At 39.9% G+C, this 24,834-nt stretch carries 38 protein-coding genes, 1 rRNA gene and 1 pseudogene; 36 read left to right on the forward strand and 4 right to left on the reverse strand.

All coding sequences use genetic code 11. From position 1 onward, the window contains the following. Positions 1 to 2 precede the first annotated feature (2 nt). The 29 genes from rpsC (at position 3) to rpsI (ending at position 15,572) form a co-directional block, all read left to right on the forward strand. Positions 3 to 662 carry a 30S ribosomal protein S3 gene (gene rpsC, locus QRY57_RS02340; RefSeq protein WP_017150132.1) on the forward strand — a complete coding sequence of 220 codons (660 nt, stop codon included), beginning with the start codon at positions 3 to 5 and terminating at the stop codon, positions 660 to 662. Position 663: 1 nt separating this feature from the next. Then, positions 664 to 1,098, forward strand: a complete 435-nt coding sequence (gene rplP, locus QRY57_RS02345) for a 50S ribosomal protein L16 (RefSeq protein ID WP_026593169.1) — start codon at positions 664 to 666, stop codon at positions 1,096 to 1,098. Further along, positions 1,088 to 1,288, forward strand: a complete 201-nt coding sequence (gene rpmC / locus QRY57_RS02350) for a 50S ribosomal protein L29 (protein ID WP_000855718.1) — start codon at positions 1,088 to 1,090, stop codon at positions 1,286 to 1,288. The genes rplP and rpmC overlap by 11 nt, the downstream gene beginning before the upstream one ends. 20 nt (positions 1,289 to 1,308) lie before the next feature. Next, positions 1,309 to 1,572, forward strand: coding sequence for a 30S ribosomal protein S17 (rpsQ, locus tag QRY57_RS02355; RefSeq protein WP_011983253.1), 264 nt, complete (start codon positions 1,309 to 1,311; stop codon positions 1,570 to 1,572). A 43-nt stretch (positions 1,573 to 1,615) separates the two neighbouring features. Further along, complete coding sequence (rplN, locus tag QRY57_RS02360) at positions 1,616 to 1,984, forward strand: 50S ribosomal protein L14 (protein ID WP_011983254.1); 369 nt, start codon at positions 1,616 to 1,618, stop codon at positions 1,982 to 1,984. Positions 1,985 to 2,022: 38 nt separating this feature from the next. Then, positions 2,023 to 2,334 (forward strand): 50S ribosomal protein L24, encoded by a 312-nt coding sequence (gene rplX / locus QRY57_RS02365; RefSeq protein ID WP_026593170.1) that lies wholly within the window; start codon positions 2,023 to 2,025, stop codon positions 2,332 to 2,334. A 26-nt stretch (positions 2,335 to 2,360) separates the two neighbouring features. Then, on the forward strand, positions 2,361 to 2,900 hold the full coding sequence (gene rplE, locus QRY57_RS02370) for a 50S ribosomal protein L5 (RefSeq protein ID WP_017150134.1): 540 nt from the start codon (positions 2,361 to 2,363) through the stop codon (positions 2,898 to 2,900). Positions 2,901 to 2,933: 33 nt separating this feature from the next. Continuing rightward, positions 2,934 to 3,119 (forward strand): 30S ribosomal protein S14, encoded by a 186-nt coding sequence (rpsN, locus tag QRY57_RS02375; protein ID WP_001085700.1) that lies wholly within the window; start codon positions 2,934 to 2,936, stop codon positions 3,117 to 3,119. A 29-nt stretch (positions 3,120 to 3,148) separates the two neighbouring features. After that, positions 3,149 to 3,547, forward strand: coding sequence for a 30S ribosomal protein S8 (gene rpsH / locus QRY57_RS02380; protein ID WP_000245511.1), 399 nt, complete (start codon positions 3,149 to 3,151; stop codon positions 3,545 to 3,547). Positions 3,548 to 3,578: 31 nt separating this feature from the next. Then, a complete protein-coding gene (rplF, locus tag QRY57_RS02385) occupies positions 3,579 to 4,118 on the forward strand; it encodes a 50S ribosomal protein L6 (RefSeq protein ID WP_026593171.1) in 540 nt (179 codons plus the stop codon). A 31-nt stretch (positions 4,119 to 4,149) separates the two neighbouring features. Then, on the forward strand, positions 4,150 to 4,512 hold the full coding sequence (gene rplR / locus QRY57_RS02390; RefSeq protein WP_017150136.1) for a 50S ribosomal protein L18: 363 nt from the start codon (positions 4,150 to 4,152) through the stop codon (positions 4,510 to 4,512). Positions 4,513 to 4,533: 21 nt separating this feature from the next. Continuing rightward, positions 4,534 to 5,034 carry a 30S ribosomal protein S5 gene (rpsE, locus tag QRY57_RS02395; RefSeq protein WP_017150137.1) on the forward strand — a complete coding sequence of 167 codons (501 nt, stop codon included), beginning with the start codon at positions 4,534 to 4,536 and terminating at the stop codon, positions 5,032 to 5,034. A 16-nt stretch (positions 5,035 to 5,050) separates the two neighbouring features. Beyond that, positions 5,051 to 5,233 carry a 50S ribosomal protein L30 gene (gene rpmD / locus QRY57_RS02400; RefSeq protein ID WP_001085234.1) on the forward strand — a complete coding sequence of 61 codons (183 nt, stop codon included), beginning with the start codon at positions 5,051 to 5,053 and terminating at the stop codon, positions 5,231 to 5,233. 33 nt (positions 5,234 to 5,266) lie between these two features. Next, a complete protein-coding gene (gene rplO / locus QRY57_RS02405) occupies positions 5,267 to 5,707 on the forward strand; it encodes a 50S ribosomal protein L15 (protein ID WP_017150138.1) in 441 nt (146 codons plus the stop codon). Then, a complete protein-coding gene (gene secY / locus QRY57_RS02410; RefSeq protein WP_026593172.1) occupies positions 5,707 to 7,008 on the forward strand; it encodes a preprotein translocase subunit SecY in 1,302 nt (433 codons plus the stop codon). The genes rplO and secY overlap by 1 nt, the downstream gene beginning before the upstream one ends. Positions 7,009 to 7,060: 52 nt before the next feature. Next, complete coding sequence (locus tag QRY57_RS02415; protein WP_026593173.1) at positions 7,061 to 7,711, forward strand: adenylate kinase; 651 nt, start codon at positions 7,061 to 7,063, stop codon at positions 7,709 to 7,711. Next, a complete protein-coding gene (map, locus tag QRY57_RS02420; RefSeq protein WP_026593174.1) occupies positions 7,711 to 8,457 on the forward strand; it encodes a type I methionyl aminopeptidase in 747 nt (248 codons plus the stop codon). The genes QRY57_RS02415 and map overlap by 1 nt, the downstream gene beginning before the upstream one ends. 68 nt (positions 8,458 to 8,525) lie before the next feature. Then, on the forward strand, positions 8,526 to 8,744 hold the full coding sequence (infA, locus tag QRY57_RS02425) for a translation initiation factor IF-1 (protein WP_001029884.1): 219 nt from the start codon (positions 8,526 to 8,528) through the stop codon (positions 8,742 to 8,744). A gap of 35 nt (positions 8,745 to 8,779) precedes the next feature. Next, positions 8,780 to 8,893, forward strand: coding sequence for a 50S ribosomal protein L36 (gene rpmJ, locus QRY57_RS02430; protein WP_000868344.1), 114 nt, complete (start codon positions 8,780 to 8,782; stop codon positions 8,891 to 8,893). 21 nt (positions 8,894 to 8,914) lie between these two features. Continuing rightward, positions 8,915 to 9,280 (forward strand): 30S ribosomal protein S13, encoded by a 366-nt coding sequence (rpsM, locus tag QRY57_RS02435; protein WP_000090789.1) that lies wholly within the window; start codon positions 8,915 to 8,917, stop codon positions 9,278 to 9,280. Positions 9,281 to 9,304: 24 nt separating this feature from the next. Continuing rightward, complete coding sequence (rpsK, locus tag QRY57_RS02440) at positions 9,305 to 9,694, forward strand: 30S ribosomal protein S11 (RefSeq protein ID WP_000101801.1); 390 nt, start codon at positions 9,305 to 9,307, stop codon at positions 9,692 to 9,694. Between the two features lie 180 nt (positions 9,695 to 9,874). Continuing rightward, positions 9,875 to 10,819 (forward strand): DNA-directed RNA polymerase subunit alpha, encoded by a 945-nt coding sequence (locus tag QRY57_RS02445; protein ID WP_000569645.1) that lies wholly within the window; start codon positions 9,875 to 9,877, stop codon positions 10,817 to 10,819. Positions 10,820 to 10,854: 35 nt separating this feature from the next. Further along, positions 10,855 to 11,217 carry a 50S ribosomal protein L17 gene (gene rplQ / locus QRY57_RS02450; protein WP_000331491.1) on the forward strand — a complete coding sequence of 121 codons (363 nt, stop codon included), beginning with the start codon at positions 10,855 to 10,857 and terminating at the stop codon, positions 11,215 to 11,217. Between the two features lie 111 nt (positions 11,218 to 11,328). Continuing rightward, on the forward strand, positions 11,329 to 12,171 hold the full coding sequence (locus QRY57_RS02455; protein WP_286016589.1) for an energy-coupling factor ABC transporter ATP-binding protein: 843 nt from the start codon (positions 11,329 to 11,331) through the stop codon (positions 12,169 to 12,171). Next, the gene (locus QRY57_RS02460) at positions 12,147 to 13,028 is read left to right on the forward strand and encodes an energy-coupling factor ABC transporter ATP-binding protein (RefSeq protein WP_286016590.1); all 882 of its coding nucleotides are present in this window, start codon (positions 12,147 to 12,149) and stop codon (positions 13,026 to 13,028) included. Before QRY57_RS02455 ends, QRY57_RS02460 begins: the two co-directional genes overlap by 25 nt. Beyond that, positions 13,016 to 13,810: an energy-coupling factor transporter transmembrane component T family protein gene (locus QRY57_RS02465; RefSeq protein WP_286016591.1), complete on the forward strand. Its 795-nt coding sequence runs from the start codon at positions 13,016 to 13,018 to the stop codon at positions 13,808 to 13,810. The genes QRY57_RS02460 and QRY57_RS02465 overlap by 13 nt, the downstream gene beginning before the upstream one ends. A 14-nt stretch (positions 13,811 to 13,824) precedes the next feature. Beyond that, positions 13,825 to 14,568 (forward strand): tRNA pseudouridine(38-40) synthase TruA, encoded by a 744-nt coding sequence (gene truA, locus QRY57_RS02470; protein ID WP_349775667.1) that lies wholly within the window; start codon positions 13,825 to 13,827, stop codon positions 14,566 to 14,568. A 152-nt stretch (positions 14,569 to 14,720) separates the two neighbouring features. Beyond that, positions 14,721 to 15,158 (forward strand): 50S ribosomal protein L13, encoded by a 438-nt coding sequence (gene rplM / locus QRY57_RS02475; protein WP_001260793.1) that lies wholly within the window; start codon positions 14,721 to 14,723, stop codon positions 15,156 to 15,158. Positions 15,159 to 15,179: 21 nt separating this feature from the next. Further along, entirely contained in the window at positions 15,180 to 15,572 is a 393-nt protein-coding gene (gene rpsI, locus QRY57_RS02480; protein WP_000079986.1) for a 30S ribosomal protein S9, read from the forward strand. Positions 15,573 to 15,692: 120 nt separating this feature from the next. Here rpsI and QRY57_RS02485 read toward each other — a convergent pair. Beyond that, a pseudogene (locus QRY57_RS02485) lies at positions 15,693 to 15,827 on the reverse strand (tyrosine-type recombinase/integrase); the annotation flags it as partial. A 33-nt stretch (positions 15,828 to 15,860) separates the two neighbouring features. Further along, the gene (locus QRY57_RS02490; protein ID WP_286016593.1) at positions 15,861 to 17,255 is read right to left on the reverse strand and encodes a hypothetical protein; all 1,395 of its coding nucleotides are present in this window, start codon (positions 17,253 to 17,255) and stop codon (positions 15,861 to 15,863) included. Between the two features lie 235 nt (positions 17,256 to 17,490). On the opposite strand from QRY57_RS02490, the gene QRY57_RS02495 reads away from it, so the two are divergent. The 4 genes from QRY57_RS02495 to QRY57_RS02510 all read left to right on the forward strand — a co-directional run bounded on the left by QRY57_RS02495 (position 17,491) and on the right by QRY57_RS02510 (position 20,212). Continuing rightward, positions 17,491 to 17,637: a hypothetical protein gene (locus QRY57_RS02495; RefSeq protein ID WP_286016594.1), complete on the forward strand. Its 147-nt coding sequence runs from the start codon at positions 17,491 to 17,493 to the stop codon at positions 17,635 to 17,637. 146 nt (positions 17,638 to 17,783) lie between these two features. Further along, complete coding sequence (locus QRY57_RS02500; protein ID WP_026593397.1) at positions 17,784 to 18,212, forward strand: DUF2521 family protein; 429 nt, start codon at positions 17,784 to 17,786, stop codon at positions 18,210 to 18,212. Positions 18,213 to 18,281: 69 nt separating this feature from the next. After that, positions 18,282 to 18,995, forward strand: a complete 714-nt coding sequence (gene cwlD / locus QRY57_RS02505; RefSeq protein WP_026593396.1) for an N-acetylmuramoyl-L-alanine amidase CwlD — start codon at positions 18,282 to 18,284, stop codon at positions 18,993 to 18,995. Positions 18,996 to 19,144: 149 nt separating this feature from the next. Then, positions 19,145 to 20,212 (forward strand): Mrp/NBP35 family ATP-binding protein, encoded by a 1,068-nt coding sequence (locus QRY57_RS02510; RefSeq protein ID WP_090694419.1) that lies wholly within the window; start codon positions 19,145 to 19,147, stop codon positions 20,210 to 20,212. A 69-nt stretch (positions 20,213 to 20,281) separates the two neighbouring features. Here the strand turns inward: QRY57_RS02510 and gerD are convergent, their stop codons facing one another. Continuing rightward, positions 20,282 to 20,899, reverse strand: a complete 618-nt coding sequence (gerD, locus tag QRY57_RS02515) for a spore germination lipoprotein GerD (RefSeq protein ID WP_208019198.1) — start codon at positions 20,897 to 20,899, stop codon at positions 20,282 to 20,284. A 138-nt stretch (positions 20,900 to 21,037) separates the two neighbouring features. On the opposite strand from gerD, the gene QRY57_RS02520 reads away from it, so the two are divergent. Beyond that, positions 21,038 to 21,652: a KinB-signaling pathway activation protein gene (locus tag QRY57_RS02520; protein ID WP_286016595.1), complete on the forward strand. Its 615-nt coding sequence runs from the start codon at positions 21,038 to 21,040 to the stop codon at positions 21,650 to 21,652. A gap of 146 nt (positions 21,653 to 21,798) precedes the next feature. On the opposite strand, the gene pdaB is transcribed toward QRY57_RS02520, so the two are convergent. Continuing rightward, positions 21,799 to 22,563, reverse strand: a complete 765-nt coding sequence (gene pdaB / locus QRY57_RS02525) for a polysaccharide deacetylase family sporulation protein PdaB (protein WP_026593392.1) — start codon at positions 22,561 to 22,563, stop codon at positions 21,799 to 21,801. A gap of 156 nt (positions 22,564 to 22,719) precedes the next feature. Between pdaB and QRY57_RS02530 the strand changes: the two genes are divergently transcribed. Both QRY57_RS02530 and QRY57_RS02535 read left to right on the forward strand, forming a co-directional pair. Next, entirely contained in the window at positions 22,720 to 22,938 is a 219-nt protein-coding gene (locus QRY57_RS02530; protein WP_090694416.1) for a hypothetical protein, read from the forward strand. 224 nt (positions 22,939 to 23,162) lie between these two features. Next, positions 23,163 to 24,713, forward strand: a 16S ribosomal RNA gene (locus tag QRY57_RS02535). The last annotated feature ends 121 nt before the right edge of the window (positions 24,714 to 24,834 follow it).

Consider the following 24,834-nt stretch of genomic DNA (forward strand, 5'->3'; position numbering starts at 1 on the left):
CGATGGGTCAAAAGGTTAATCCAGTCGGTCTTCGTGTCGGTGTTATTCGTGATTGGGAATCTCGCTGGTTCGCTGAGAAAGATTACGCTACACTTCTTCATGAAGACATCAAAATTCGTGAATACATCGCAGCTCGCTTAAAAGATTCTTCTGTTTCTAAAGTAGAAATCGAGCGTGCAGCAAATCGTGTAAATGTTACAATTCACACTGCAAAACCTGGTATGGTAATTGGTAAAGGTGGTACTGAAGTTGAAGCACTTCGTAAAGCTCTTAACCAATTAACAGGCAAGCGTGTACACATCAACATCTTAGAAGTTAAGAGAGCTGATCTTGACGCTAAATTAGTAGCGGAAAATATCGCTCGTCAATTAGAAAACCGTGTATCTTTCCGTCGTGCACAAAAGCAAGTTATTCAACGTGCTATGCGCGCAGGTGCTAAAGGTATTAAAACACAGGTTTCTGGTCGTCTTGGCGGAGCAGATATCGCTCGTGCAGAATCTTACAGTGAAGGAACTGTTCCACTTCATACACTTCGCGCTGATATTGACTATGCAACAGCTGAAGCTGATACAACATACGGTAAATTAGGCGTAAAAGTATGGATCTACCGTGGAGAAGTCCTTCCTACAAAAAAGAAAGCTTCTGAGGAAGGAGGAAAATAATATGTTAATGCCAAAACGCGTAAAATATCGTAGAGAGCATCGTGGTAAAATGCGTGGTCGTGCTAAAGGTGGTACGGAAATCGCATTTGGTGAGTTCGGTCTTCAAGCACAAGATGCTTCATGGATCACTAACCGTCAAATCGAAGCTGCTCGTCGTGCAATGACTCGTTACATGAAACGTGGCGGTAAAGTTTGGATTAAAATTTTCCCTTCTAAACCTTACACTGCAAAACCTCTTGAAGTACGTATGGGTTCCGGTAAAGGGGCACCAGAAGGCTGGGTAGCAGTAGTAAAACCTGGGAAAATTATGTTTGAAATCGCGGGTGTATCTGAAGAGGTAGCACGCGAAGCATTACGTCTTGCAGCTCACAAATTACCAGTGAAATGTAAATTCGTAAAACGTGAAGAAAATGGTGGTGAATCTAATGAAAACTAATGATATTCGTGAATTAACCACTGCCGAAATCGAAACAAAAGTTAAAGCGTTAAAGGAAGAGTTGTTTAACCTTCGCTTCCAACTTGCTACAGGACAATTAGAGAATCCAACACGCATCCGTGAAGTGCGTAAAGCGATCGCTCGTATGAAAACTGTAGTTCGTGAAAGAGAGATCGGAATTAATCGATAAATTGAGGGGAGGTTTGCAAAGTGAGCGAACGTAACCAACGCAAAGTTTATACTGGTCGTGTTGTATCTGACAAAATGGACAAAACGATTACAGTTTTAGTTGAAACTTACAAAACTCATTCCTTGTACGGAAAGCGCGTTAAGTATTCTAAGAAGTACAAAGCCCATGATGAGCAAAACCAAGCAAAAGTTGGCGATATCGTTAAAATCATGGAAACTCGCCCGCTTTCTGCTACTAAGCGTTTCCGTTTAGTTGAAATCGTTGAAGAAGCGGTTATTATCTAAATAGACGAATCGGAATTTTAAGTCCGAAGGGAGGTTTCATAACATGATCCAACAAGAATCTCGTTTGAAAGTTGCTGACAACTCTGGTGCACGTGAACTTTTAACAATTAAGGTATTAGGCGGCTCTGGTCGTAAATATGCTAACATCGGTGATATTATCGTTGCTACGGTAAAACAAGCAACACCAGGTGGCGTTGTTAAAAAAGGTGACGTTGTTAAAGCAGTAGTAGTACGTACGAAGAGCGGTGCTCGTCGTCCAGATGGTTCTTACATCCGTTTTGATGAAAACGCAGCTGTTATCATTAAAGATGACAAGAGCCCACGCGGTACTCGTATCTTCGGACCAGTAGCTCGTGAACTACGTGATAGCAACTTCATGAAGATCGTTTCTTTAGCTCCAGAAGTTCTATAATTTGAGGTATTGCCTTGCTAAGGAGGTGCAGAATTAAGATGCATGTAAAAAAAGGTGATAAAGTACAGGTAATCACTGGTAAAGACAAAGGAAAACAAGGTGTTATCCTTGTTGCTTTCCCAAAGCAAAACCGTGTTATCGTTGAGGGTGTTAACATCGTTAAGAAGCACTCTAAGCCATCTCAATTAAATCCACAAGGTGGAATCATCACGAAAGAAGCACCTATTCACGTGTCTAATGTTATGCCATTAGATCCGAAAACAGGTGAACCTACTCGTGTAGGTTACAAAGTGGAAGATGGTAAAAAAGTTCGTATTGCAAAAAAATCTGGTGAATTATTAGATAAATAATTTTCTTAAGAAAGGAGGTCACTTCATTGAATCGCCTTAAAGAGAAGTTCCAAAAGGAAATTACTCCTGCTCTAATGAGCAAGTTTAACTATAAATCTGTAATGCAAGTACCGAAGATCGAAAAGATCGTTATCAACACTGGTGTTGGTGATGCGGTAGCAAACTCTAAAGCATTAGACAATGCTGTAGAAGAATTAACTCAAATCGCAGGTCAAAAGCCTGTAATCACTCGTGCTAAAAAATCTATCGCTGGTTTCCGTCTACGTGAAGGTATGCCAATCGGAGCGAAAGTTACTTTACGCGGTGAGCAAATGTATGAGTTCTTCGACAAATTAGTATCTGTTTCTTTACCACGTGTACGTGATTTCCGTGGTGTATCTAAGAAATCTTTCGATGGTCGTGGTAACTATACATTAGGTGTTAAAGAGCAACTTATTTTCCCTGAGATCGATTATGATAAAGTAAGCAAAGTCCGCGGTATGGACATCGTAATCGTTACTACAGCGAACACTGACGAAGAAGCTCGTGAACTTTTAACACAATTCGGTATGCCATTCCAAAAATAATGGAAGCCAACGCTAAGTAGAGGAGGCGAAAACGTGGCTAAAAAATCTATGATTGCGAAACAAAAGCGTACTCCTAAGTTTAAAGTACAAGAGTATACACGTTGCGAGCGCTGCGGTCGTCCGCATTCTGTATACCGCAAATTTAAACTTTGCCGTATTTGTTTCCGTGAACTTGCATATAAAGGTCAAATTCCTGGTGTTAAAAAAGCTAGTTGGTAAAACCCACAAATGGGAAGGAGGTAAAACACATGGTGATGACAGATCCAATTGCAGATATGCTTACTCGCATCCGTAATGCGAACATGGTACGTCATGAGAAATTAGAGGTTCCTGCTTCTAAAATCAAAAAAGAGATCGCTGAACTTTTAAAACGTGAAGGTTTCATTCGTGATGTAGAATACATCGAGGATAACAAACAAGGTATCCTTCGTATTTTCCTGAAATATGGTGCAAACAATGAACGTGTAATCACTGGATTAAAACGTATCAGTAAGCCTGGCTTACGCGTTTACGCTAAAGCTGACGAAGTACCACGTGTACTTAACGGATTAGGTATCGCTCTTGTTTCTACATCTAAGGGAGTAATGACGGACAAAGACGCTCGTCAGTTACAAACAGGTGGAGAAGTAGTAGCATACGTTTGGTAATTAATATTGAAACGAACGGAGGTGTGACAACATGTCTCGTATTGGTAAAAAGATTCTTGAAATCCCTGCAGGTGTTACTATCACAGTAACAGAAAACAATACTGTAACAGTAAAAGGACCTAAAGGTGAATTAACTCGTACATTCAATGCTGATATGTCTATCAAAATTGAAGAAAACATCCTAACAGTAGAGCGTCCATCTGAACAGAAGGAACACCGTGCATTACATGGTACAACTCGTGCTTTACTAGGAAACATGGTTGAAGGTGTAACTACAGGTTTCACTCGTGGACTTGAATTAATCGGGGTTGGTTACCGTGCTCAAAAACAAGGTAACAAACTTGTATTAAGCGTAGGTTACTCTCATCCAGTTGAAATGACTCCTGAAGCGGGTCTTGAAGTTGAAGTTCCTGCTCCAACTAAGATCGTGATTAAAGGTATCGACAAGCAACGTGTTGGCGAATTCGCTGCTAACGTTCGTGCTGTACGTGCTCCAGAACCTTACAAAGGTAAAGGAATTCGTTACGAAGGCGAAGTTGTTCGTCGTAAAGAAGGTAAAACTGCTAAGTAAGCCCGTTAGGTGAAAGAAAGGAGTGACAAGAATGATCACTAAAGCTGATAAAAATGCGACTCGTAAGAAAAGACATGCACGTGTACGTGCTAAACTTACTGGTACTGCAGAACGTCCACGTTTAAACGTATTCCGTTCTAATCAACACATTTACGCTCAAGTTATTGATGATGTGAATGGTGTAACATTAGTAAGTGCATCTACTCTTGATAAAGACCTTGCTCTTAACGGTACAGGCAACACTGAAGCTGCTACGAAAGTTGGCGAATTAGTTGCTAAGCGTGCTGTAGAGAAGGGTGTTAAAGAAGTAGTATTTGATCGCGGTGGTTATTTATACCATGGCCGTGTTAAAGCTCTAGCTGAAGCTGCTCGTGAGGCTGGATTACAATTTTAATGGTCAAAGGAGGGAAAATTGATGCGTCGCATTGACCCAAGTAAATTAGAACTTGAAGAACGTGTAGTTACGATAAACCGTGTTGCGAAAGTTGTTAAGGGTGGTCGTCGTTTCCGCTTTGCTGCACTAGTTGTAGTTGGTGATAAAAACGGTCATGTTGGATTCGGTACTGGTAAAGCTCAAGAGGTACCTGATGCTATTCGCAAAGCTATCGAAGATGCTAAGAAAAACTTAATCGAAGTACCATTAGTTGGTACATCAATTCCACACGAAATCATCGGACATTTCGGAGCTGGTGAAGTATTCCTAAAACCTGCTGCTGAAGGTACTGGAGTAATCGCTGGTGGACCTGTTCGTGCGGTTCTTGAATTAGCTGGTGTACAAGATATTCTTTCGAAATCTCTTGGTTCTAACACACCAATTAACATGATTCGCGCTACTGTGAACGGATTAAGCGAACTTAAGCGTGCTGAAGATGTTGCAAAATTACGCGGTAAATCTGTAGAAGAGCTACTAGGTTAAGAAGGAGGGAAAACAAATGGCGAAAAAGTTAGAAATTACCCTCACTCGTAGTGTAATTGGTCGTCCGCAAGATCAACGTGCGACTGTAGAAGCTTTAGGTCTTAAAAAGTTGAATTCAACTGTAGTTAAGGAAGAAACTCCTGCTATTCTTGGTATGATCAACAAAGTTTCTCACCTTGTAACTGTAAAAGAAGCTTAAGGATAACTCATTAATATAAGGAGGTGCCTGGGAATGAAACTTCATGAATTAAAACCTGCAGAAGGTTCTCGTAAAGTACGTAACCGTGTCGGTCGCGGTATCGGTTCTGGTAACGGTAAAACTGCTGGTAAAGGTCATAAAGGACAAAACGCACGTTCTGGCGGCGGTGTTCGTCTTGGCTTTGAAGGTGGTCAAACTCCATTATTCCGTCGTTTACCAAAACGCGGCTTCACAAACATTAACCGCAAAGAGTTTGCTATCGTAAACTTAGCGACGTTAAATCGTTTTGAAGATGGTACAGAAGTAACACCTGAATTATTGCTGGAAACTGGCGTTATCAGCAAATTAAACGACGGTGTTAAAGTTCTTGCAAGCGGAGCAGTTGAGAAAAAACTAACTGTTAAAGCGCACAAGTTCTCTTCAAGTGCTAAAGAAGCAATTGAAGCAGCTGGCGGAACAGTTGAGGTGATCTAATGTTTCGTACAATCTCCAACTTTATGCGCGTTGCTGAGATAAGACGTAAAATATTATTCACTTTAGCGATGTTAATCGTATTCAGGATTGGCACGTTTATCCCAGTGCCATTTACAAATGGAGACGTACTGAAAGCACAAGATCAGTTAAATGCATTAGGAATCCTTAATACATTTGGCGGTGGCGCTTTGAAAAACTTCTCCATCTTTGCGATGGGAATCATGCCGTATATTACAGCATCCATCATCGTGCAATTATTGCAGATGGATGTTGTTCCTAAATTTTCGGAATGGTCGAAGCAAGGCGAAATGGGCCGTCGTAAATTAACACAATTCACGCGTTACTTTACAATTGTTCTTGCGTTTATTCAGGGGTTTGGTATGTCAATCGGTTTTAACGGTATGGTAGGTGGGCAGTTAATTTTGAATCCAGGTTGGAGCACTTATTTATACATTGCTACGGTACTGACTGCTGGTACTGCATTTTTAATGTGGTTAGGTGAACAGATTACAGCTAAAGGTGTAGGGAATGGTATTTCCATCCTCATCTTTGCTGGTATTGCCGCAGCTATCCCAAGTGTAATATCTCAAGTGTATCAACAACAGTTTCAAAATGTCGGAGATCAACTGTTCATGAGTATCGTTAAAGTTGTATTGATATTACTAGCTGTGCTAGCAGTTGTTGTTGGAGTTATCTTCATTCAACAGGCTGTTAGAAAGATTCCAATTCAATATGCGAAGCGTGTAACAGGAGGAAATGGTAGTTATACTGGAGCACAAAACACACATTTACCTCTTAAGGTAAATAGTGCGGGTGTTATTCCAGTAATTTTTGCTGTTTCATTCTTGATTACGCCTCCAACTATTGCACAGTTCTTCCCGAAACATGATATATCGCAGTGGATTATCCAAAACTTTAACTATTCTCATCCAGTGGGAATGATTATATATGTTGCGCTCATTGTAGCCTTCACATATTTCTATGCATTTGTTCAGGTTAATCCAGAACAAATGTCAGAGAATCTAAACAAACAAGGTGGATATGTTCCTGGTATTCGTCCGGGTAAGAATACAGAGCAATATCTAACAAAAATCTTGTATCGTTTGACCTTTGTAGGATCTATTTTCCTAGCAGCGATTGCAATTCTACCAGTTATCTTTACGAAGCTGGGAAATCTTCCTCCATCTGCACAGATCGGTGGAACGAGTATGTTAATCGTTGTCGGCGTTGCTTTAGAAACAATGAAGCAGCTAGAAAGCCAACTGGTAAAACGCCATTACAAAGGGTTTATCAAGCAGTGAGTAAGTGGGAAGATGTGTCTTCCCTACATGCTCATTATGAGGGGGAACAAAGATGAACTTAATTTTAATGGGGCTTCCTGGTGCTGGTAAAGGTACACAAGCCGAACAGATTGTTGCCAAGTATAACATCCCTCACATCTCAACAGGAGATATGTTCCGTGCAGCGATGAAAGCTGAAACTGAACTTGGTTTACAAGCAAAATCTTTTATTGATAAAGGTGCGCTTGTACCAGATGAGGTTACAATTGGAATCGTTCGTGAACGTTTAAGCCAAGAAGACTGCGTGAAAGGCTTCTTATTAGACGGTTTTCCACGAACAGTTGCACAAGCATCTGCTCTTGAAGAGATTATGAAAGATCTTGGCAAAAAAATCGACTATGTTTTAAACATTAATGTGGATTCAGGATTGCTATTAAAACGTCTTACAGGCCGTCGCATTTGTAAAGAGTGCGGTGCGACTTACCACTTAGAATTCAATCCACCAGCAAAAGCTGATGTGTGCGATAAATGTGGTGGCGAATTATATCAACGCTCTGATGACAACGAAGAAACTGTAGCGAATCGTTTAGAGGTAAATATTAAGCAAACACAACCTTTGCTTGATTTCTATGAAGAGCTTGGTTACTTACAAAGCATTAATGGTGAGCAAGATATCAATAAAGTATTTGCTGATATCGATGTTCTCATCGGAGGCTTAGCGTAATGATCATTTGCAAAACTCCTCGCGAGATAGAAATCATGCGAGAAGCTGGCAGGATCGTTGCTTTAACTCATCAAGAGTTGAAAAAGCATATTACTCCAGGAATTACAACGAAAGAGCTCGATCAAATAGCGGAAAAGACGATTCGAAAATATGGTGCTACGCCATCTTTTAAAGGATACAATGGATTTCCGGGAAGCATCTGTGCTTCTGTAAATGAAGAGCTTGTACATGGGATTCCAGGAAGGCGCAAGCTCCAAGAGGGCGATATCATCAGTATCGATATTGGTGCGAAATACAATGGGTACCATGGAGATTCTGCATGGACGTATCCAGTAGGAAACATTTCTGAATCTGTTCAAAAGCTACTTGATGTCACAGAAAAATCGTTGTATCTTGGTCTAGAACAAATAAAACCAGGCGAGAGATTATCAAATGTCTCACATGCGATTCAAACGTATGTTGAAGATAATGGATTCTCGATCGTTAGGGAGTATGTTGGTCACGGAATCGGGCAAGACTTACATGAAGACCCTCAAATCCCGCACTATGGTCCACCAAATAAAGGTCCTAGATTAAAGCCGGGCATGGTCATCTGTGTTGAGCCGATGGTGAACCAAGGAAGACGATATGTAAAAACACTATCTGATGACTGGACAGTGGTAACGGTAGATGGTAAATGGTGTGCCCATTTTGAGCACACGATTGCTCTTACAGAAGCAGGATACGAAATCCTTACCACTTTATAAGTAGCTGGCTCTCCGGGATTTCAGAGCAGTGTAAAATGTTACTGATTTGAAGAAGGGAGAACTATTGAATGGCTAAAGATGATGTAATTGAAGTCGAAGGTACCGTTCTTGAAACGTTGCCAAATGCTATGTTCAAAGTAGAATTAGAGAATGGGCATGTCGTATTGGCTCACGTTTCTGGTAAAATCCGTATGAACTTCATTCGTATTTTACCAGGAGACAAAGTTACGGTAGAATTATCTCCGTACGATTTAAATCGTGGTCGTATTACGTACCGTTTTAAATAATATAGCACTCCGTAATCTTTAAGGAGGTTCGAGACATGAAAGTAAGACCGTCAGTTAAACCAATCTGCGAAAAATGTAAAGTTATTCGTAGACGTGGAAAAGTAATGGTTATTTGTGAAAACCCTAAACATAAACAAAAACAAGGTTAATCAGAAGGAGGTGCATTCAGAATGGCACGTATCGCAGGTGTAGATATTCCTCGTGACAAACGCGTTGTTATTTCTTTAACTTACGTATTCGGCATTGGTCGCACAACTGCTGAAAAAATTCTTGCTGAAGCTGGTGTTTCTGAAGAAACACGAGTTCGTGATTTAACGGAAGACGAATTAGGACGTATCCGTGATATCATCGATCGTATTAAAGTTGAGGGAGACCTTCGTCGTGAAGTATCACTTAACATTAAACGTCTAATGGAGATCGGTTCTTACCGTGGTCTTCGTCACCGTCGTGGTTTACCAGTTCGTGGTCAAAACTCTAAAAACAATGCTCGTACACGTAAAGGTCCACGTCGTACAGTAGCAAATAAAAAGAAATAATAAGTAAAGGAGGTTGAACTAACAATGGCACGTAAAACAAACACTCGTAAAAAACGTGTGAAAAAGAATATTGAAGCTGGTGTAGCTCATATTCGTTCTACTTTCAACAACACAATCGTAACACTTACAGATACTCACGGTAACGCGCTTTCTTGGTCTAGTGCTGGTGCACTTGGTTTCCGTGGATCTCGTAAATCTACTCCATTCGCTGCGCAAATGGCTGCTGAAACTGCTGCTAAAGTTGCAATGGAGCACGGTTTAAAAACTTTAGAGGTTACTGTAAAAGGTCCTGGTGCTGGTCGTGAAGCTGCAATTCGTGCTCTTCAAGCTGCAGGTCTAGAAGTAACAGCAATCAGAGATGTTACTCCAGTTCCTCATAATGGATGTCGTCCGCCAAAACGTCGTCGTGTTTAATTTTTCTGTATAGAATTTTCCCTTTTGTCTATAATGGATATGATGCATTATCGAGAAATTTCGTACAGAAACATCGCTTGTTGTGCACAATCGGGAACTGCCTAAGGGGGACTTTCGGTTAGACAGAGGTTTTTCCTTTGTTTAGCCGGGGTTTCGACGTTTTGAAGGAGGGTTTAGTTAATGATTGAAATTGAAAAACCGAAAATCGAAACGGTTGAACTTAACGAAGATGCTAAGTATGGTAAATTCGTGATTGAACCGCTTGAGCGTGGATATGGTACTACTTTGGGTAACTCCCTTCGTCGTATTCTTTTATCCTCACTCCCTGGTGCCGCTGTAACTGCTATCCAAATCGATGGCGTATTACACGAATTTTCAACAGTTGAGGGCGTAGTAGAAGACGTTACAACGATCATCTTAAACTTGAAAAAGTTAGCTCTTAAAATCTACTCTGAAGAAGAGAAGACGTTGGAAATCGATGTACAGGGCGAAGGTATTGTCACAGCTGCTGATATTACTCACGATAGTGATGTTGAAATCTTAAATCCAGATTTATACATTGCGACGTTAGCAAAGGATGCGCATTTCCGCGTGCGTTTAACTGCAAAGCGTGGCCGTGGGTATACGCCAGCTGATGCAAATAAAAGCGAAGATCAACCAATAGGAGTTATTCCTATTGATTCTATTTATACTCCAGTATCACGTGTGACTTACCAAGTGGAAAAGACACGTGTCGGACAAGTGGCAAATTATGATAAGCTTACGCTTGATGTATGGACGGATGGAAGCATCGGGCCAAAAGAAGCTATCTCTTTAGGTGCCAAAATCTTAACTGAGCATTTAAACATCTTCGTTGGTTTAACTGATGAAGCGCAAAATGCTGAGATTATGGTCGAGAAGGAAGAAGATCAAAAAGAAAAAGTTCTAGAGATGACTATTGAAGAACTTGATCTTTCTGTTCGTTCTTATAATTGCTTAAAACGTGCAGGAATTAATACTGTACAAGAGCTTGCGAACAAAACAGAAGAAGATATGATGAAAGTTCGTAACTTAGGACGTAAATCCTTAGAAGAAGTTAAGCATAAGCTTGAGGAATTAGGTTTAGGCTTACGTAAAGACGACTGAGGATTTAAACTCATCAACAAAGGAGGGAACTACGAATGGCATACAGAAAATTAGGCCGTACAAGTGCGCAACGTAAAGCTATGTTACGTGACTTAGCTACTGATTTAATTATCAACGAGCGCATCCAAACGACAGAAACTCGTGCAAAAGAACTTCGTTCTGTAGTGGAAAAAATGATCACTTTAGGTAAACGCGGAGATCTTCATGCTCGCCGTCAAGCTGCATCTTTCATCCGCAATGAAGTTGCTAATGCTGAGACTGGTCAAGATGCACTTCAAAAATTATTCGCTGATGTAGCTCCACGCTATGCTGAGCGTCAAGGCGGATACACTCGTATTGCAAAAATTGGTCCACGTCGCGGAGACGCAGCACCAATGGTAATTATCGAGTTAGTATAATGATGATTAAAAGGGCAGGACAGTTCTTTTCAAGTAACTGGTCATGGCCCTTTTTTTTTAAATATAGAAAATGGGCTAACTTGGTAAAGTAATGAGAGAGGGTGCCTTGCATTGAAAAAAGAGAAACTTCGCACGCAAAATATATCATTTCAATATCCCGGGGCAACTTTTTATGCATTAAAAGACGTATCATTCTCTTTATATGAGGGAGAATGGGTTTCTGTAATTGGACAAAATGGTTCAGGAAAGTCTACACTTGCAAAATTATTAAATGGATTATTTTTGCCGGAATCAGGAACGATTGTTGTAAATGATACAATGATTTTATCCGAAGAAACGGTATGGGATATTCGAAAACAAATTGGTATGGTATTTCAAAATCCAGACAATCAATTTGTTGGAACAACAGTGCAAGATGATGTTGTATTTGGTCTTGAGAATATCGGAATGCCTCGAGAGCAAATGGTAGAACGGATGAATCAAGCGCTAGAAATGGTCCGAATGGAAGAGTTTCTGAACGAAGAACCTCATTCATTATCCGGTGGGCAAAAGCAGCGTGTGGCGATTGCAGGTGTGCTAGCATTACAACCGTCTATTTTAATATTGGATGAAGCGACATCAATGTTAGATCCTCAAGGACGGCGTGAAGTAATTGAAACGGTTAGGAAGCTTGTTGATGCAAAAGGTATTACCGTGCTATCAATTACCCATGATTTGGAAGAGGCTGCACAGTCAGACCGTATTATCATTTTGAATCAGGGAGAAATATTAGAGGAAGGTACACCAGAGCAAATCTTTAAATCCTCTCGTATGCTTAGAGAAATCGGGCTAGATGTACCATTCTCAGTAAAAATAGCAGAATTATTAAAAAGAAATGAAATTCCACTGCAAAATACGCATCTTACAATGGAAAGCTTGGTGAACGAACTTTGGAGATTACATTCCAAACAGTAGAGCATCGTTATCAATATAAAACTCCATTTGAAAGACGCGCGCTTTATGATGTAAACGTGTCGTTTCCAAGTGGGGGGTATTATGCCATTATCGGTCATACTGGTTCGGGCAAATCAACGATGATTCAACATTTAAATGGTTTATTGCAGCCGACAAGTGGCACAGTCCAAATTGGAGAGCATTTAATTTCCTCGCAAAAAAAAGAGAAGAAATTAAAACCACTACGAAAAAAAGTAGGAGTTGTCTTTCAATTTCCAGAGCATCAGTTATTTGAAGAAACAGTTGAGAAGGATATTTGTTTTGGGCCCTCAAATTTTGGTGTATCTGAAGAGAAGGCGAAGCAAAGAGCGAGAGATGCGATCGAGCTTGTTGGATTGAACCCAGAATTATTAACTCGTTCTCCGTTTGAGTTAAGTGGTGGACAAATGAGACGTGTTGCGATAGCAGGTGTACTTGCTATGGAACCGGAAGTTCTTGTATTAGATGAACCGACAGCAGGACTTGATCCAAAAGGACAGCAAGAGTTGATGGAAATGTTTTATAAGCTTCATAAAGAGCAAGGGCTCACAGTAATCCTTGTTACCCATAATATGGAGGATGCCGCTAAGTATGCAGAGCAAATTGTAGTTATGCATAAAGGAACGGTCTTTTTGCAAGGAACAGCAGAGGAAGTATTTTCACATGCTGATGAATTAGAACAAATCGGTGTGGATCTTCCAATGTCTTTAAAGTATAAACGTGCAATTGAAGAGAAATTTGGTATTACGATTCCAAAGGCTACCTTATCTTTAGAGGATTTTACTCATGAAGTTGTACAGGTGTTACGAAAAGGTGGTCATGAATCATGCAGCAGTTGATTATTGGGAGATATATTCCAGGCAGGTCGCTCATTCATCAACTTGATCCACGTACGAAGCTGTTGATTGTCTTTTTATATGTATTTGTTGTCTTTTTAGCAAATAATGCGATTTCATATGGATTTTTATTTTTATATGCACTCATTGCTTTATTTTTTGCAAAAGTGCCGATTCGTTATGTACTTTCGGGCTTAAAACCAATCTTATGGATTTTTCTTTTTACATTTTTTCTGCATATTTTTACAAATAAAGAAGGGGATGTACTGCTTCAGCTTGGTTGGTTTTCGGTACATGAAAAAGGATTGGAACAAGGGATATATATTTCCATACGCTTTTTCGTCATTATTTTAATGACGACCTTATTGACGTTAACGACAACACCGATTGAAATTACTGATGGTATGGAGACGTTATTAAAGCCATTAAAGCGTATAAAGGTTCCTGTTCATGAAATCGCATTGATGATGTCTATTTCTCTTCGTTTTATTCCAACATTAATGGATGAAACGAGTAAAATTATGAAAGCACAAGCATCCCGTGGTATTGATTTTTCTAGTGGGCCGATAAAGGATCGATTAAAGGCGGTTATTTCTTTGCTTGTACCGCTTTTTATTAGTGCTTTTAAGCGTGCTGAGGACTTAGCGATTGCAATGGAAGCGCGTGGGTATCAAAGTGGTGAGGGACGTTCTAAATTTAGGCAGCTACGTTGGAAAACAAGTGATACGTTAACGATAGTAAGTTTACTTTGTTTAGCATGTATTCTAGCATGGGTGCGATCGTAATGGAGAATAGAGAAATGGAAAGAATAAAATGTACAGTTGCATATGATGGTATCAATTTTTGCGGTTATCAAATTCAACCGCAGCATCGTACTGTTCAACAAGAAATAGAGAAAGCTCTGCAAAAATTGCATAAAGGAGAGCTCGTTCGTGTTCAGGCATCAGGACGAACAGATTCTACGGTTCATGCAAGAGGACAGGTTATTCATTTTGACACACCGTTGTCTCTTGAAGAATGGCAATGGATGAATGCATTAAATACCATGCTGCCAGATGATATAGTTGCCTTGCAAGTAGAGAAAAAAACAGAAGATTTTCATGCACGCTATGGTGTTGAAAGAAAAGAATATCGCTATCGTGTATTATTATCTAAAAATGCTGATGTATTCCGTAGAAATTACGTATACCAGTATCCATATCCGCTTGAGATAGAATCTATAAGAAAAGCAATTCCTTATTTTATTGGAACACATGATTTCACTTCGTTTTGTTCGGCAAAAACTGACAAAAAGGATAAAGTGCGAACAATTTATGAAATAGATTTAATGGAACAAGATGATGAGTTGATTTTTCGTTTTGTAGGTAATGGATTTTTATATAATATGGTTCGAATTATTGTTGGTACACTACTTAGCGTAGGACAAGGGAAGATGGTTCCTGACAGCATTCCAGAGATTTTAAAAAAACAAGATCGTCGTTTTGCTGGGAAGATGGTGCCAGGGCACGGGCTTTATTTATGGCAGGTAAACTATAACAACTAATCCTGGTGTAACATTTGCTTGACATTAGAAACTCAAAAGGATATCATAACATATGGTATTGTTTCTAAAACCACGATTAGCCCCGGAAGGAAATCGTGTTTAAGATAAACAATAGATTTTTTCTATGGAAAAGATAACGAGGAGGGAAACACATGCGTACGACTTTTATGGCAAAAGCTAACGAAGTTGAGCGTAAATGGTATGTGGTTGACGCTGAAGGTCAAACTTTAGGTCGCCTTGCTAGTGAAGTAGCATCCATTTTACGTGGTAAAAACAAACCAACATTTACACCACACGTTGACACGGGTGATCATGTAATTATTATTAACGCTGAGAAAATTCATTTAACAGGTAATAAATTAAACGATAAAATTTACTACCGTCACACTAACCACCCAGGTGGACTTAAACAAAGAACAGCTCTAGAAATGCGTACAAACTACCCTGTACAAATGTTAGAGCTTGCAATTAAAGGCATGCTTCCAAAAGGACGTTTAGGACGTCAAGTGTCTAAAAAATTAAATGTGTATGCTGGAGCTGAGCATCCACACCAAGCACAAAAACCAGAAGTTTACGAACTTCGCGGATAATTAATTAAAGGAGGGCTTACATTGGCACAGGTACAATACTATGGTACTGGACGTCGTAAGAGTTCAGTAGCACGCGTACGCCTAGTTCCAGGCGAAGGACGCGTTATCATTAACGGTCGTGATTTTGAAAACTATATCCCATTTGCTGCATTACGTGAAGTAGTGAAACAACCTCTAGTTGCAACAGAAACTTTAGGTAACTACGATGTACTTGTAAACGTAAATGGTGGTGGATACACTGGTCAAGCTGGTGCTATTCGTCACGGTATTTCTCGCGCTTTATTAAAAGCTGACCCAGAATACCGTCTAACATTAAAACGTGCAGGTCTATTAACTCGTGACGCACGTATGAAAGAGCGTAAAAAATACGGTCTTAAAGGCGCACGTCGTGCACCTCAGTTCTCAAAACGTTAATTATCGACGTTTCAAAGGCTCTCAAGCTTTTTGCTTGGGGGTCTTTTTTTATGTGGAAAAGGGGTTTTGGTCACATTTTGATCACGAAAATATTTTTGGGTCACTCCTGGTCACCACAAATCATAGTTCAATTATTTTTGGGATTTTTGTGGTCTCTTTTAGGGTATCTGTTACATGTGTATAGATGTTCAACGTCATTTGTATATCAGAGTGACCCAATCGCTCTTGTACCTCCTTTATACCTGCGCCAGCTTTTTAGAGAAAAATTTAATTGTAGACCTTTGCTTCCTACTCAAGGAACTTAACGACTCCCCACCATGTTCCCCAAAAGTCTTGACTAACCACATATTCTTGAACTGTCCAAAATTCCTGATCATTGGAAGGGTCAATGCATGTTGCGCTGTAATCTCCCCATCGGTTCCGTCCCATGCCATCCGTTAAAAAGTAGGTAGCTTGTCCAGCTTGAAGCAAGGTAACTTGTTCTGTTGTGCCAGGTGCATCGCTTGCACGTCTTCCTGTGAAGAAGGCACTTGCAAATAGGTCTGTGGATGATCCGCTAAAACCGATTACCATATGGTTGGAGGAGTTGACGGCGAGAGAAGGATAATAATAGGAGTGTGTGCTGTGTTGAACTCGCCCCTGTTGAATTGGGGTGCTTATCTCCGGATCAATTTGATACCAAGAAACCTCTGCTCTGCTTCCGTCTTGGCTAGGTACAGTATGGGTTGTCCAAATTGTTTCATTACGATAAATAGCTTGCAAAAGGCGAGTATCTCCTGTGTCAATTAATTGAGGGGAGTCCTTTTGAAGAGCGCCTGGTATGACAGAGCCGCTAAGTGAAGCGATATTAATTTGTTGAAGTTGTGTCCAAAAAGGTATCCCGTTAGAAAATGATATTTGGTTTAGCTGCAAACTATCCAGACTGGCTAGTGAGATCAAGTACTGAACTGAAACATTTGGATCAAACACTTGAGTAGGCTGTGTTGTAAAAAATGCACCAGGCGGTTCATAGAACTCATACCAGGTCATGCTATCCATCGAGTACAGCTGACTCTTCTCGAACACCCAGATTTTAGTTGCCTGATAACTTCCCTCATTGTTGAACATGTTGGCAGTTACGTAGACATGAGTATTGTCCAGTCCTAAACTTGGATAGTCAGCCCAAGTATCTAACTGCATATTATTAAATATATCTGCATCAATTGCTCGGAATACCCAGTTAAATGGGTCTTCAGGATTCGACACGCCCACGAGCAGCCAGGAATTAGGAGAGCTTTCCCCCGCGAGCGAAATGATGAAGAACCGATTGGATAAATTGTCATAAAGGATTTTTGGGTCAAAAGCAAAAGTACCTTCTGTAATGACTCCAGTTGGGGTCCAAAAATCATCTAAAGTGGTAGTGGTAAGAACAGCACCATCCTCCTTTTGATTGATCGATATTCCTCCATTTACAACATTTACAACATGATTAAGACCAACTGCGCCCATTGTATCCGGCGGAAACCACCCGTTATAATCTACTCCTTTAAACTGTTTTATGATACTTGGAGCTGTGACATCGTCATTCTGTATAACCTTTTTTGGAAAAGGCGGTGTTTTCTGCCGTGGTAAAAAAGATTGTACACCTGGTGTGGGGAGGCATACTTTACTTCCCATAATAGAATTTGATTTAATATTTCCCAATTACAGAACATTCCTTTCATATTTTTTGCAATTTAAAATCGCTAATTTACTTTATTCATTCTGCAATCAAGCTGAAACGGCAAATATTCTAGAAACGTGTAAGAGATAAGAAAATATGTGTTTGTCCAATAAGTAGATGGACATTAATTAAGGAGTTAAGAGTAGTTAAAGGAGGGGGATATGGGGGAAAATCATTAGCATAGACCAGACTGCTTTTTGGCTGGGGTTTTTTATTATGTTTAATGGAGCTATATCAATCCATTTTGAGTTTTCAACATATAAGGCGCTGCCACAAAGAACAAAAGATAACTTGCACTTGTTTTCTCTTTTTGTTTTAATTCGTCATGGGGCAGAGGGAGGATCTGATCGCTTCTATGCATAGCTGGACGCGCTCTCTCACTTGAAAGGAAAGGTTTTATACCGGTTTTTTAATGTATTATATCTTGGAATATTTTAGTGCTACCTTCCTACGTATGCTTCATCTTTAGAAGTTTAGACTAATACGTATTAGGGAGGTTTATAAGTACTATGAATGTCATTGTTAGCTTACAAGAAAAACAAAAAGAAAAGCAGTTGAAATATGAACGGAAGATGCTTCGTGAATTATCATTAAAAACGCTAAGGTCCAATATTCGTGATGCCTTCGATATGAAAGAGTTGCACAGGCAGTATGAGGATTATTGTATTGAACTTGGAATTGAATCGTATTTATTAGGAGCAAGATATAGTAAATTTGGCTATTATGGTGAATCCTTTTTTGATGTGAAATATAGAGCTTTAGAAGAAGAGCAGCAATTAACGGAAATGTTGTTTCAATTTTTAACAAGCATGACCATGCGGGAGATAGAATCAAACGCTGAGGATTCGCTGTATGAATCCTGTGAACAATTTATTAGTTCATGGTGGCGTGAGGGCTACGAAAAGGGTGAAAGAAGATATCGTTTAAAGCTGCATTAAGAAGAGAAGCATAAACTTTCCTCTTGTCCCATATAAGTAATTAGAGGGACTAGCTGGAGGAGGAAAGGTATGAAGAGAATTCGGATTATCTCTTTTATGCTTGCTGCAGTTGTACTGTTTTTCTTGGTGAAACAAGAATTTCAAATTACAAAATCGTGGCGAGCTTGGAACTTACCCCTATCTGGGAAAGTAATTGTATTGGATGCCGGGCATGGTGGACCAGATGGAGGGGCGGTTGGTGGAAAAGATATTGTAGAAAAAGACATTACGCTTGAAATTACAAAAATGGTACAAGATTATTTACAAGAACAAGGTGCATTAGTTATTTTAACGCGAGAGGGAGATTATGATTTAGCTGACAAAGATACAAAGTCATATAGTAGGCGCAAAGCAGAGGATCTCAAAAAACGTGTAGAAATTATTAATAAGCCCGATGTTGACTTTTTTGCGAGCGTTCATTTAAATGCTTTGCCGAGTAGCGGGTCAAAAGGTGCACAAACGTTTTACTATCGCTCTTTAATTGAAAATGAACGAGCAGCGAAGTTTATACAGGCTGAATTACGAACGAGTCTAGAAAATACAAACCGTTCAGCTAAAACGATTTCTCATGTTTATTTGCTTAAGTATGCGAAAACACCGGGAGCTTTAATTGAGGCTGGATTTTTATCAAATGTGAATGAAAGATATATGTTGAATTCGGAGAAATATCAGCAAAAAGTGGCAGCTGCAATATACCGTGGAATACTACGTTATTTTACGGAAAAAGGAAATCCTCCTGAATAAGGAGGATTTTTTGAATCTCTCTTGTTAACGAAGTTTTCGGAAAATATGTTATACTGGAAATGTAAACGCATTTATTTTGAAAATGAAAATAAACAAACCCAATTTATGTAACATTACTTTATTTTTTCATACAGGGGGCTGGGCTGATTATGGTAACGAAAGAGCAGGTAGTGGAGGCGCTTGAAGGGATTGCGGATCCATTTCTACATAAAACGTTAAAAGAAACAAATGCAATTAAAGAGGTAACTGTAAAGCCTGAGAAAGAGCATGTCAGTGTTAAAATTGCAATTGTAAAAACAGGAACTGCTGAACAAATGCAATTGCAGGCTACTATTGTGAAGCTTGTGAAAGAGCTTGGAGCAGCAACGGTTGGCTTACGTTTTGCCGAATTTACAGAGGACGAATTGGCACAGTTTGCGCCGCCAGTGGAAGAGCAAGAAAGCCAATCTTTATTATCACCGCATTCTAAAACGACATTTTTAGCAGTTGCAAGTGGAAAAGGTGGAGTTGGTAAATCCACAGTTTCTGTAAACTTGGCCATTTCATTAGCTCGTTTAGGAAAGAAAGTTGGTATTATTGACGCTGATATATATGGCTTTAGTGTGCCTGATATGATGGGAATCGAAAAACGTCCAATCGTAAGAGGGGATAAAATTATTCCTGTGGAGCGTTTAGGGGTAAAAGTAATTTCGATGGGCTTCTTTGTAGAAGACAATGCTCCTGTTATTTGGAGAGGACCGATGCTTGGTAAAATGTTAAATCATTTTTTCACAGAGGTGGAATGGGGCGACTTAGACTATTTAGTATTAGATTTGCCACCAGGTACAGGAGATGTAGCTTTAGATGTTCATTCAATGCTACCATCTTGTAAAGAAATTATTGTAACAACGCCTCATCCAACAGCGGCCTTTGTAGCAGCTCGTGCAGGTGCTATGGCGCTCCGTACGGAACATAGTATTCTTGGGGTTGTTGAAAATATGGCTTACTTCGAAAGTAAAGCAACCGGTGAGAAAGAGTATGTGTTTGGAAAAGGCGGAGGAGATAAATTAGCCGCAGAATTACAAACAGATGTATTAGGACGAATTCCACTTCAACAACCAGATTGGAATAAAGAAGATTTTGCACCATCTGTATACGAGGACACACATAAAACAGGTGTCATCTATCGGACGATAGCTGAGCAAGTTATTGATAGAACATCAGTTAAACAAAAATAAACCTCTACGAGTAGAGAATTTCCCCGCCAAATATAGAGGTGGGGAAATTATTATGTGTAGAGATTTGTTTTATTTTTGTTCTTGTGATCCGCCTTTTCCGCCTTCTCCACCACCTTCTTTTTTCTCGGCTCCTCCACCTTTTTCGGCTTTTTCAATGCCTTTACTAATGATGTCAATCATCTTAGCTTGGAAGAGTGGGCTTTCAGCAGTTTCTGTTAATACTTGTTGCAAATATTGACGATACTCTTTGCTTTTCATTGTTTGTAGCATCATTTTCTCTACTTCGGGGTTTTTCATAATTTCTATAACGCCTGCTTGGTATTCTGGGTCTTTTAATAGGGTCTTCATTAAGGCTGTTTGTTCTTTTTCAATGCCTTTAGCAAATTTTGATGAAAACTCAGGATCTTTAAATAGTTTTTCCCAAAGCTGCTGCCCTTTTTCGGATACCATTGCATCTTCAATCGTTTTTTTGACCACAGTTTCATCTAATATAAGTGCTTGTTTCATTTTCTCATCTGTTAATACATCTTGAATTGCTTTCTTCCCTTGATCGGTTTTTAAAATATCGACAATCATTTTTTTGGTTTGGTCGTAATCTAATTCAGATTTCGCTTCTTTTCCTTGTGCACATGCAACAAGTACAGTAAAAAGAAGGGAAGAAACTAAAACGAGCAGCATCCGTTTCATTAGCTGGAGCTCCTTTCAACACAGTTCTCTTTTTTAATATAAATATCTTAGAGGAATTTATACATGTTCATGGCTAGCTTTTTGAAATTGTCATTGATACAATTTAAGTAGAAATATATCAATAATGGGGGATGGGTTGTGAATAGCCGAAAATGGGTACGACTATTTTTAACGACGTTGCTGCTTGGAGGAATCAGTACAATCCTGATTGGTTTTATTCTAGGATGGGACAAGTACGCAAAATTTTTTCAAAATTTTGACGTTAAAGAAATTTTAATGATTTCTTTTTGGTTACTTGGTGTAGGTTTTATTTTTAGTGTAATTAGTCAAATGGGGTTTTTTGCGTATTTAACGGTTCATCGTTTTGGACTAGGAATGTTCCGATCATCTTCTCTTTGGAGTGCAGTTCAGCTCATTTTTATTGCATTTGTACTGTTTGATTTTGTGTACTTAAGATCAGTACTCGTCGCAAATGGGGATGTTTCGTTAGGGAATAATATTCTGGTAGCTGGAATATTATTTATATTCGGAGCGATTGTAGCTTATATAAAGAGTAAAGAGACGAATAAAAAAGCGTTTGTACCTGCTTTATTCTTTATGGTCGTCGTAACAATTCTTGAATGGGTACCGGCGCTTCGTATTAATGATACTGATTGGTTATATTTAATGGTTATCCCACTTTTACTGTGTAATGCATATCAGTTACTCATATTACATCGTTTAATAGGGCAAAGAAGTAAGTCAGCTAGTTAAGAGGATAAGCGTGAAAAATGGTACAACATCTTTTGAGTGAGGTGTTGTACCATTTTTGATAGGGGGGATGTTTATTTCGTTATTTGTAAGCAATAAGAATCTGATTCGAAATTTAGGGAAACGAAAGAAAGTAGAAGATAGAGATTTTATTTTATGTCTTTACTTTTTGCATTTGTGTTAGAAATAAGTTGTGATACAGATACTTGCCCATAGCCATCACTTTTTAATTTCTGCAGGAGCAGCGGTAGAGATCTATTTGTTTGAAGTGCCGAATCCGAAGCATGTAATAAAATGATATCTCCACCTCGTAAATTGTTAGAAACCGTAGATACAATTTTATTTACACCAGGATTTTTCCAGTCGTTTGAATTATTACTCCAGTGTACAACAGTATATCCAAGAGAATCTGCTACTTTGAGAACTGTTTTATTAAATTCCCCGCTAGGAGGACGCAAGAGCTTGATTTGTTTTATTCCAAGTTTTGCAAAAACACCTTGTGAGCGTAAAAGATCTCTTCGTATCTCGTTCGCTTCCAAAGAAGTATAAGAGGTATAGTTATATCCCATACTCCCAATTTCGTGACCATCCTGTATAATTCGTTCAACAATATCGGGATGTCTTTCTGCCCATGCTGCAGAGAGGAAGAAAGTCGCATTTTTAATGTTTCTTTCTTTTAAAGTATCAAGAATAGGAATTGCCTTTTTATCTCCCCAACTAATATCGAATGTTAACGCAACCTGTTTTTTTGCGGTATCACCTTTGTAAATGACTTTTGGACCAGTAGCAGTTGAAAAAGCAGACTGATGAGAATATGTCTTTAGAAAGAGAAGCCATGCTGTAAATAAGGATAGTACAATAATTAAACTAATGTGCTTAAATTTACGTTTACTTGTTATAAAAAAGAAAAACATAATACTCCGCCCCTTTGTCCAATCCTTTTCAGTTACTTATATGCTTAAAAAGTTGAAAAGAGAACTGAAAGATTAACATTATAGGAAATGGATATAATGGACGATATAGTATGAGTTTCGATTTTAGTGGTTATGAGTAATTGTTGAGGTGATAGTTTGTTTGGGATTATGATTACAAAAGAAGAACAGAAAGAAATAGAATATTTATTGAAGAGGGAACTAGATGAGCTTTTATTTGATTTTGCAGACGAGAGAATACATGATGTCGTAAAAAAAACAATGGAAGAAAGATATAAAATTATTTTTTGTTTGTTTCGAAGAGTAGCAAATGCGGAAGAGTGCACACGTTATGTAAGGAAAAGAATTTTTTATTAAAAAGTGTTGACGATATGATTTAATATATGGTAAATTAATAACCGTCGCTGATGCGAGAAACGCAGAAAGCGAAAAAAAGAAATTGAAAAACTTAGTTGACATTGAAATATGAAAGTGTTAACATAAGGAAGTCGCAAATGAGCGACAAACGAGTTCTTTGAAAACTGAACGAAACAAACAACGTGAAACGTCAATTTTTATTTTAGATGCTAGACAAACTAACTTTATTGGAGAGTTTGATCCTGGCTCAGGATGAACGCTGGCGGCGTGCCTAATACATGCAAGTCGAGCGAATGGATTAAGAGCTTGCTCTTATGAAGTTAGCGGCGGACGGGTGAGTAACACGTGGGTAACCTGCCCATAAGACTGGGATAACTCCGGGAAACCGGGGCTAATACCGGATAACATTTTGCGCTGCATGGCGCGAAATTGAAAGGCGGCTTCGGCTGTCACTTATGGATGGACCCGCGTCGCATTAGCTAGTTGGTGAGGTAACGGCTCACCAAGGCAACGATGCGTAGCCGACCTGAGAGGGTGATCGGCCACACTGGGACTGAGACACGGCCCAGACTCCTACGGGAGGCAGCAGTAGGGAATCTTCCGCAATGGACGAAAGTCTGACGGAGCAACGCCGCGTGAGTGATGAAGGCTTTCGGGTCGTAAAACTCTGTTGTTAGGGAAGAACAAGTGCTAGTTGAATAAGCTGGCACCTTGACGGTACCTAACCAGAAAGCCACGGCTAACTACGTGCCAGCAGCCGCGGTAATACGTAGGTGGCAAGCGTTATCCGGAATTATTGGGCGTAAAGCGCGCGCAGGTGGTTTCTTAAGTCTGATGTGAAAGCCCACGGCTCAACCGTGGAGGGTCATTGGAAACTGGGAGACTTGAGTGCAGAAGAGGAAAGTGGAATTCCATGTGTAGCGGTGAAATGCGTAGAGATATGGAGGAACACCAGTGGCGAAGGCGACTTTCTGGTCTGTAACTGACACTGAGGCGCGAAAGCGTGGGGAGCAAACAGGATTAGATACCCTGGTAGTCCACGCCGTAAACGATGAGTGCTAAGTGTTAGAGGGTTTCCGCCCTTTAGTGCTGAAGTTAACGCATTAAGCACTCCGCCTGGGGAGTACGGCCGCAAGGCTGAAACTCAAAGGAATTGACGGGGGCCCGCACAAGCGGTGGAGCATGTGGTTTAATTCGAAGCAACGCGAAGAACCTTACCAGGTCTTGACATCCTCTGACAACCCTAGAGATAGGGCTTCCCCTTCGGGGGCAGAGTGACAGGTGGTGCATGGTTGTCGTCAGCTCGTGTCGTGAGATGTTGGGTTAAGTCCCGCAACGAGCGCAACCCTTGATCTTAGTTGCCATCATTAAGTTGGGCACTCTAAGGTGACTGCCGGTGACAAACCGGAGGAAGGTGGGGATGACGTCAAATCATCATGCCCCTTATGACCTGGGCTACACACGTGCTACAATGGACGGTACAAAGAGCTGCAAGACCGCGAGGTGGAGCTAATCTCATAAAACCGTTCTCAGTTCGGATTGTAGGCTGCAACTCGCCTACATGAAGCTGGAATCGCTAGTAATCGCGGATCAGCATGCCGCGGTGAATACGTTCCCGGGCCTTGTACACACCGCCCGTCACACCACGAGAGTTTGTAACACCCGAAGTCGGTGGGGTAACCTTTTGGAGCCAGCCGCCTAAGGTGGGACAGATGATTGGGGTGAAGTCGTAACAAGGTAGCCGTATCGGAAGGTGCGGCTGGATCACCTCCTTTCTATGGAGAATTGATGAACGCTGTTCATCAATATAAGTTTCCGTGTTTCGTTTTGTTCAGTTTTGAGAGAACTATCTCTCAGAAATAAATGTATGTTCTTTGAAAACTAGATAACAGTGTA

Source organism: Bacillus arachidis (assembly GCF_030285945.1).
Classification (GTDB): Bacteria; Bacillota; Bacilli; order Bacillales; family Bacillaceae_G; genus Bacillus_A; species Bacillus_A arachidis.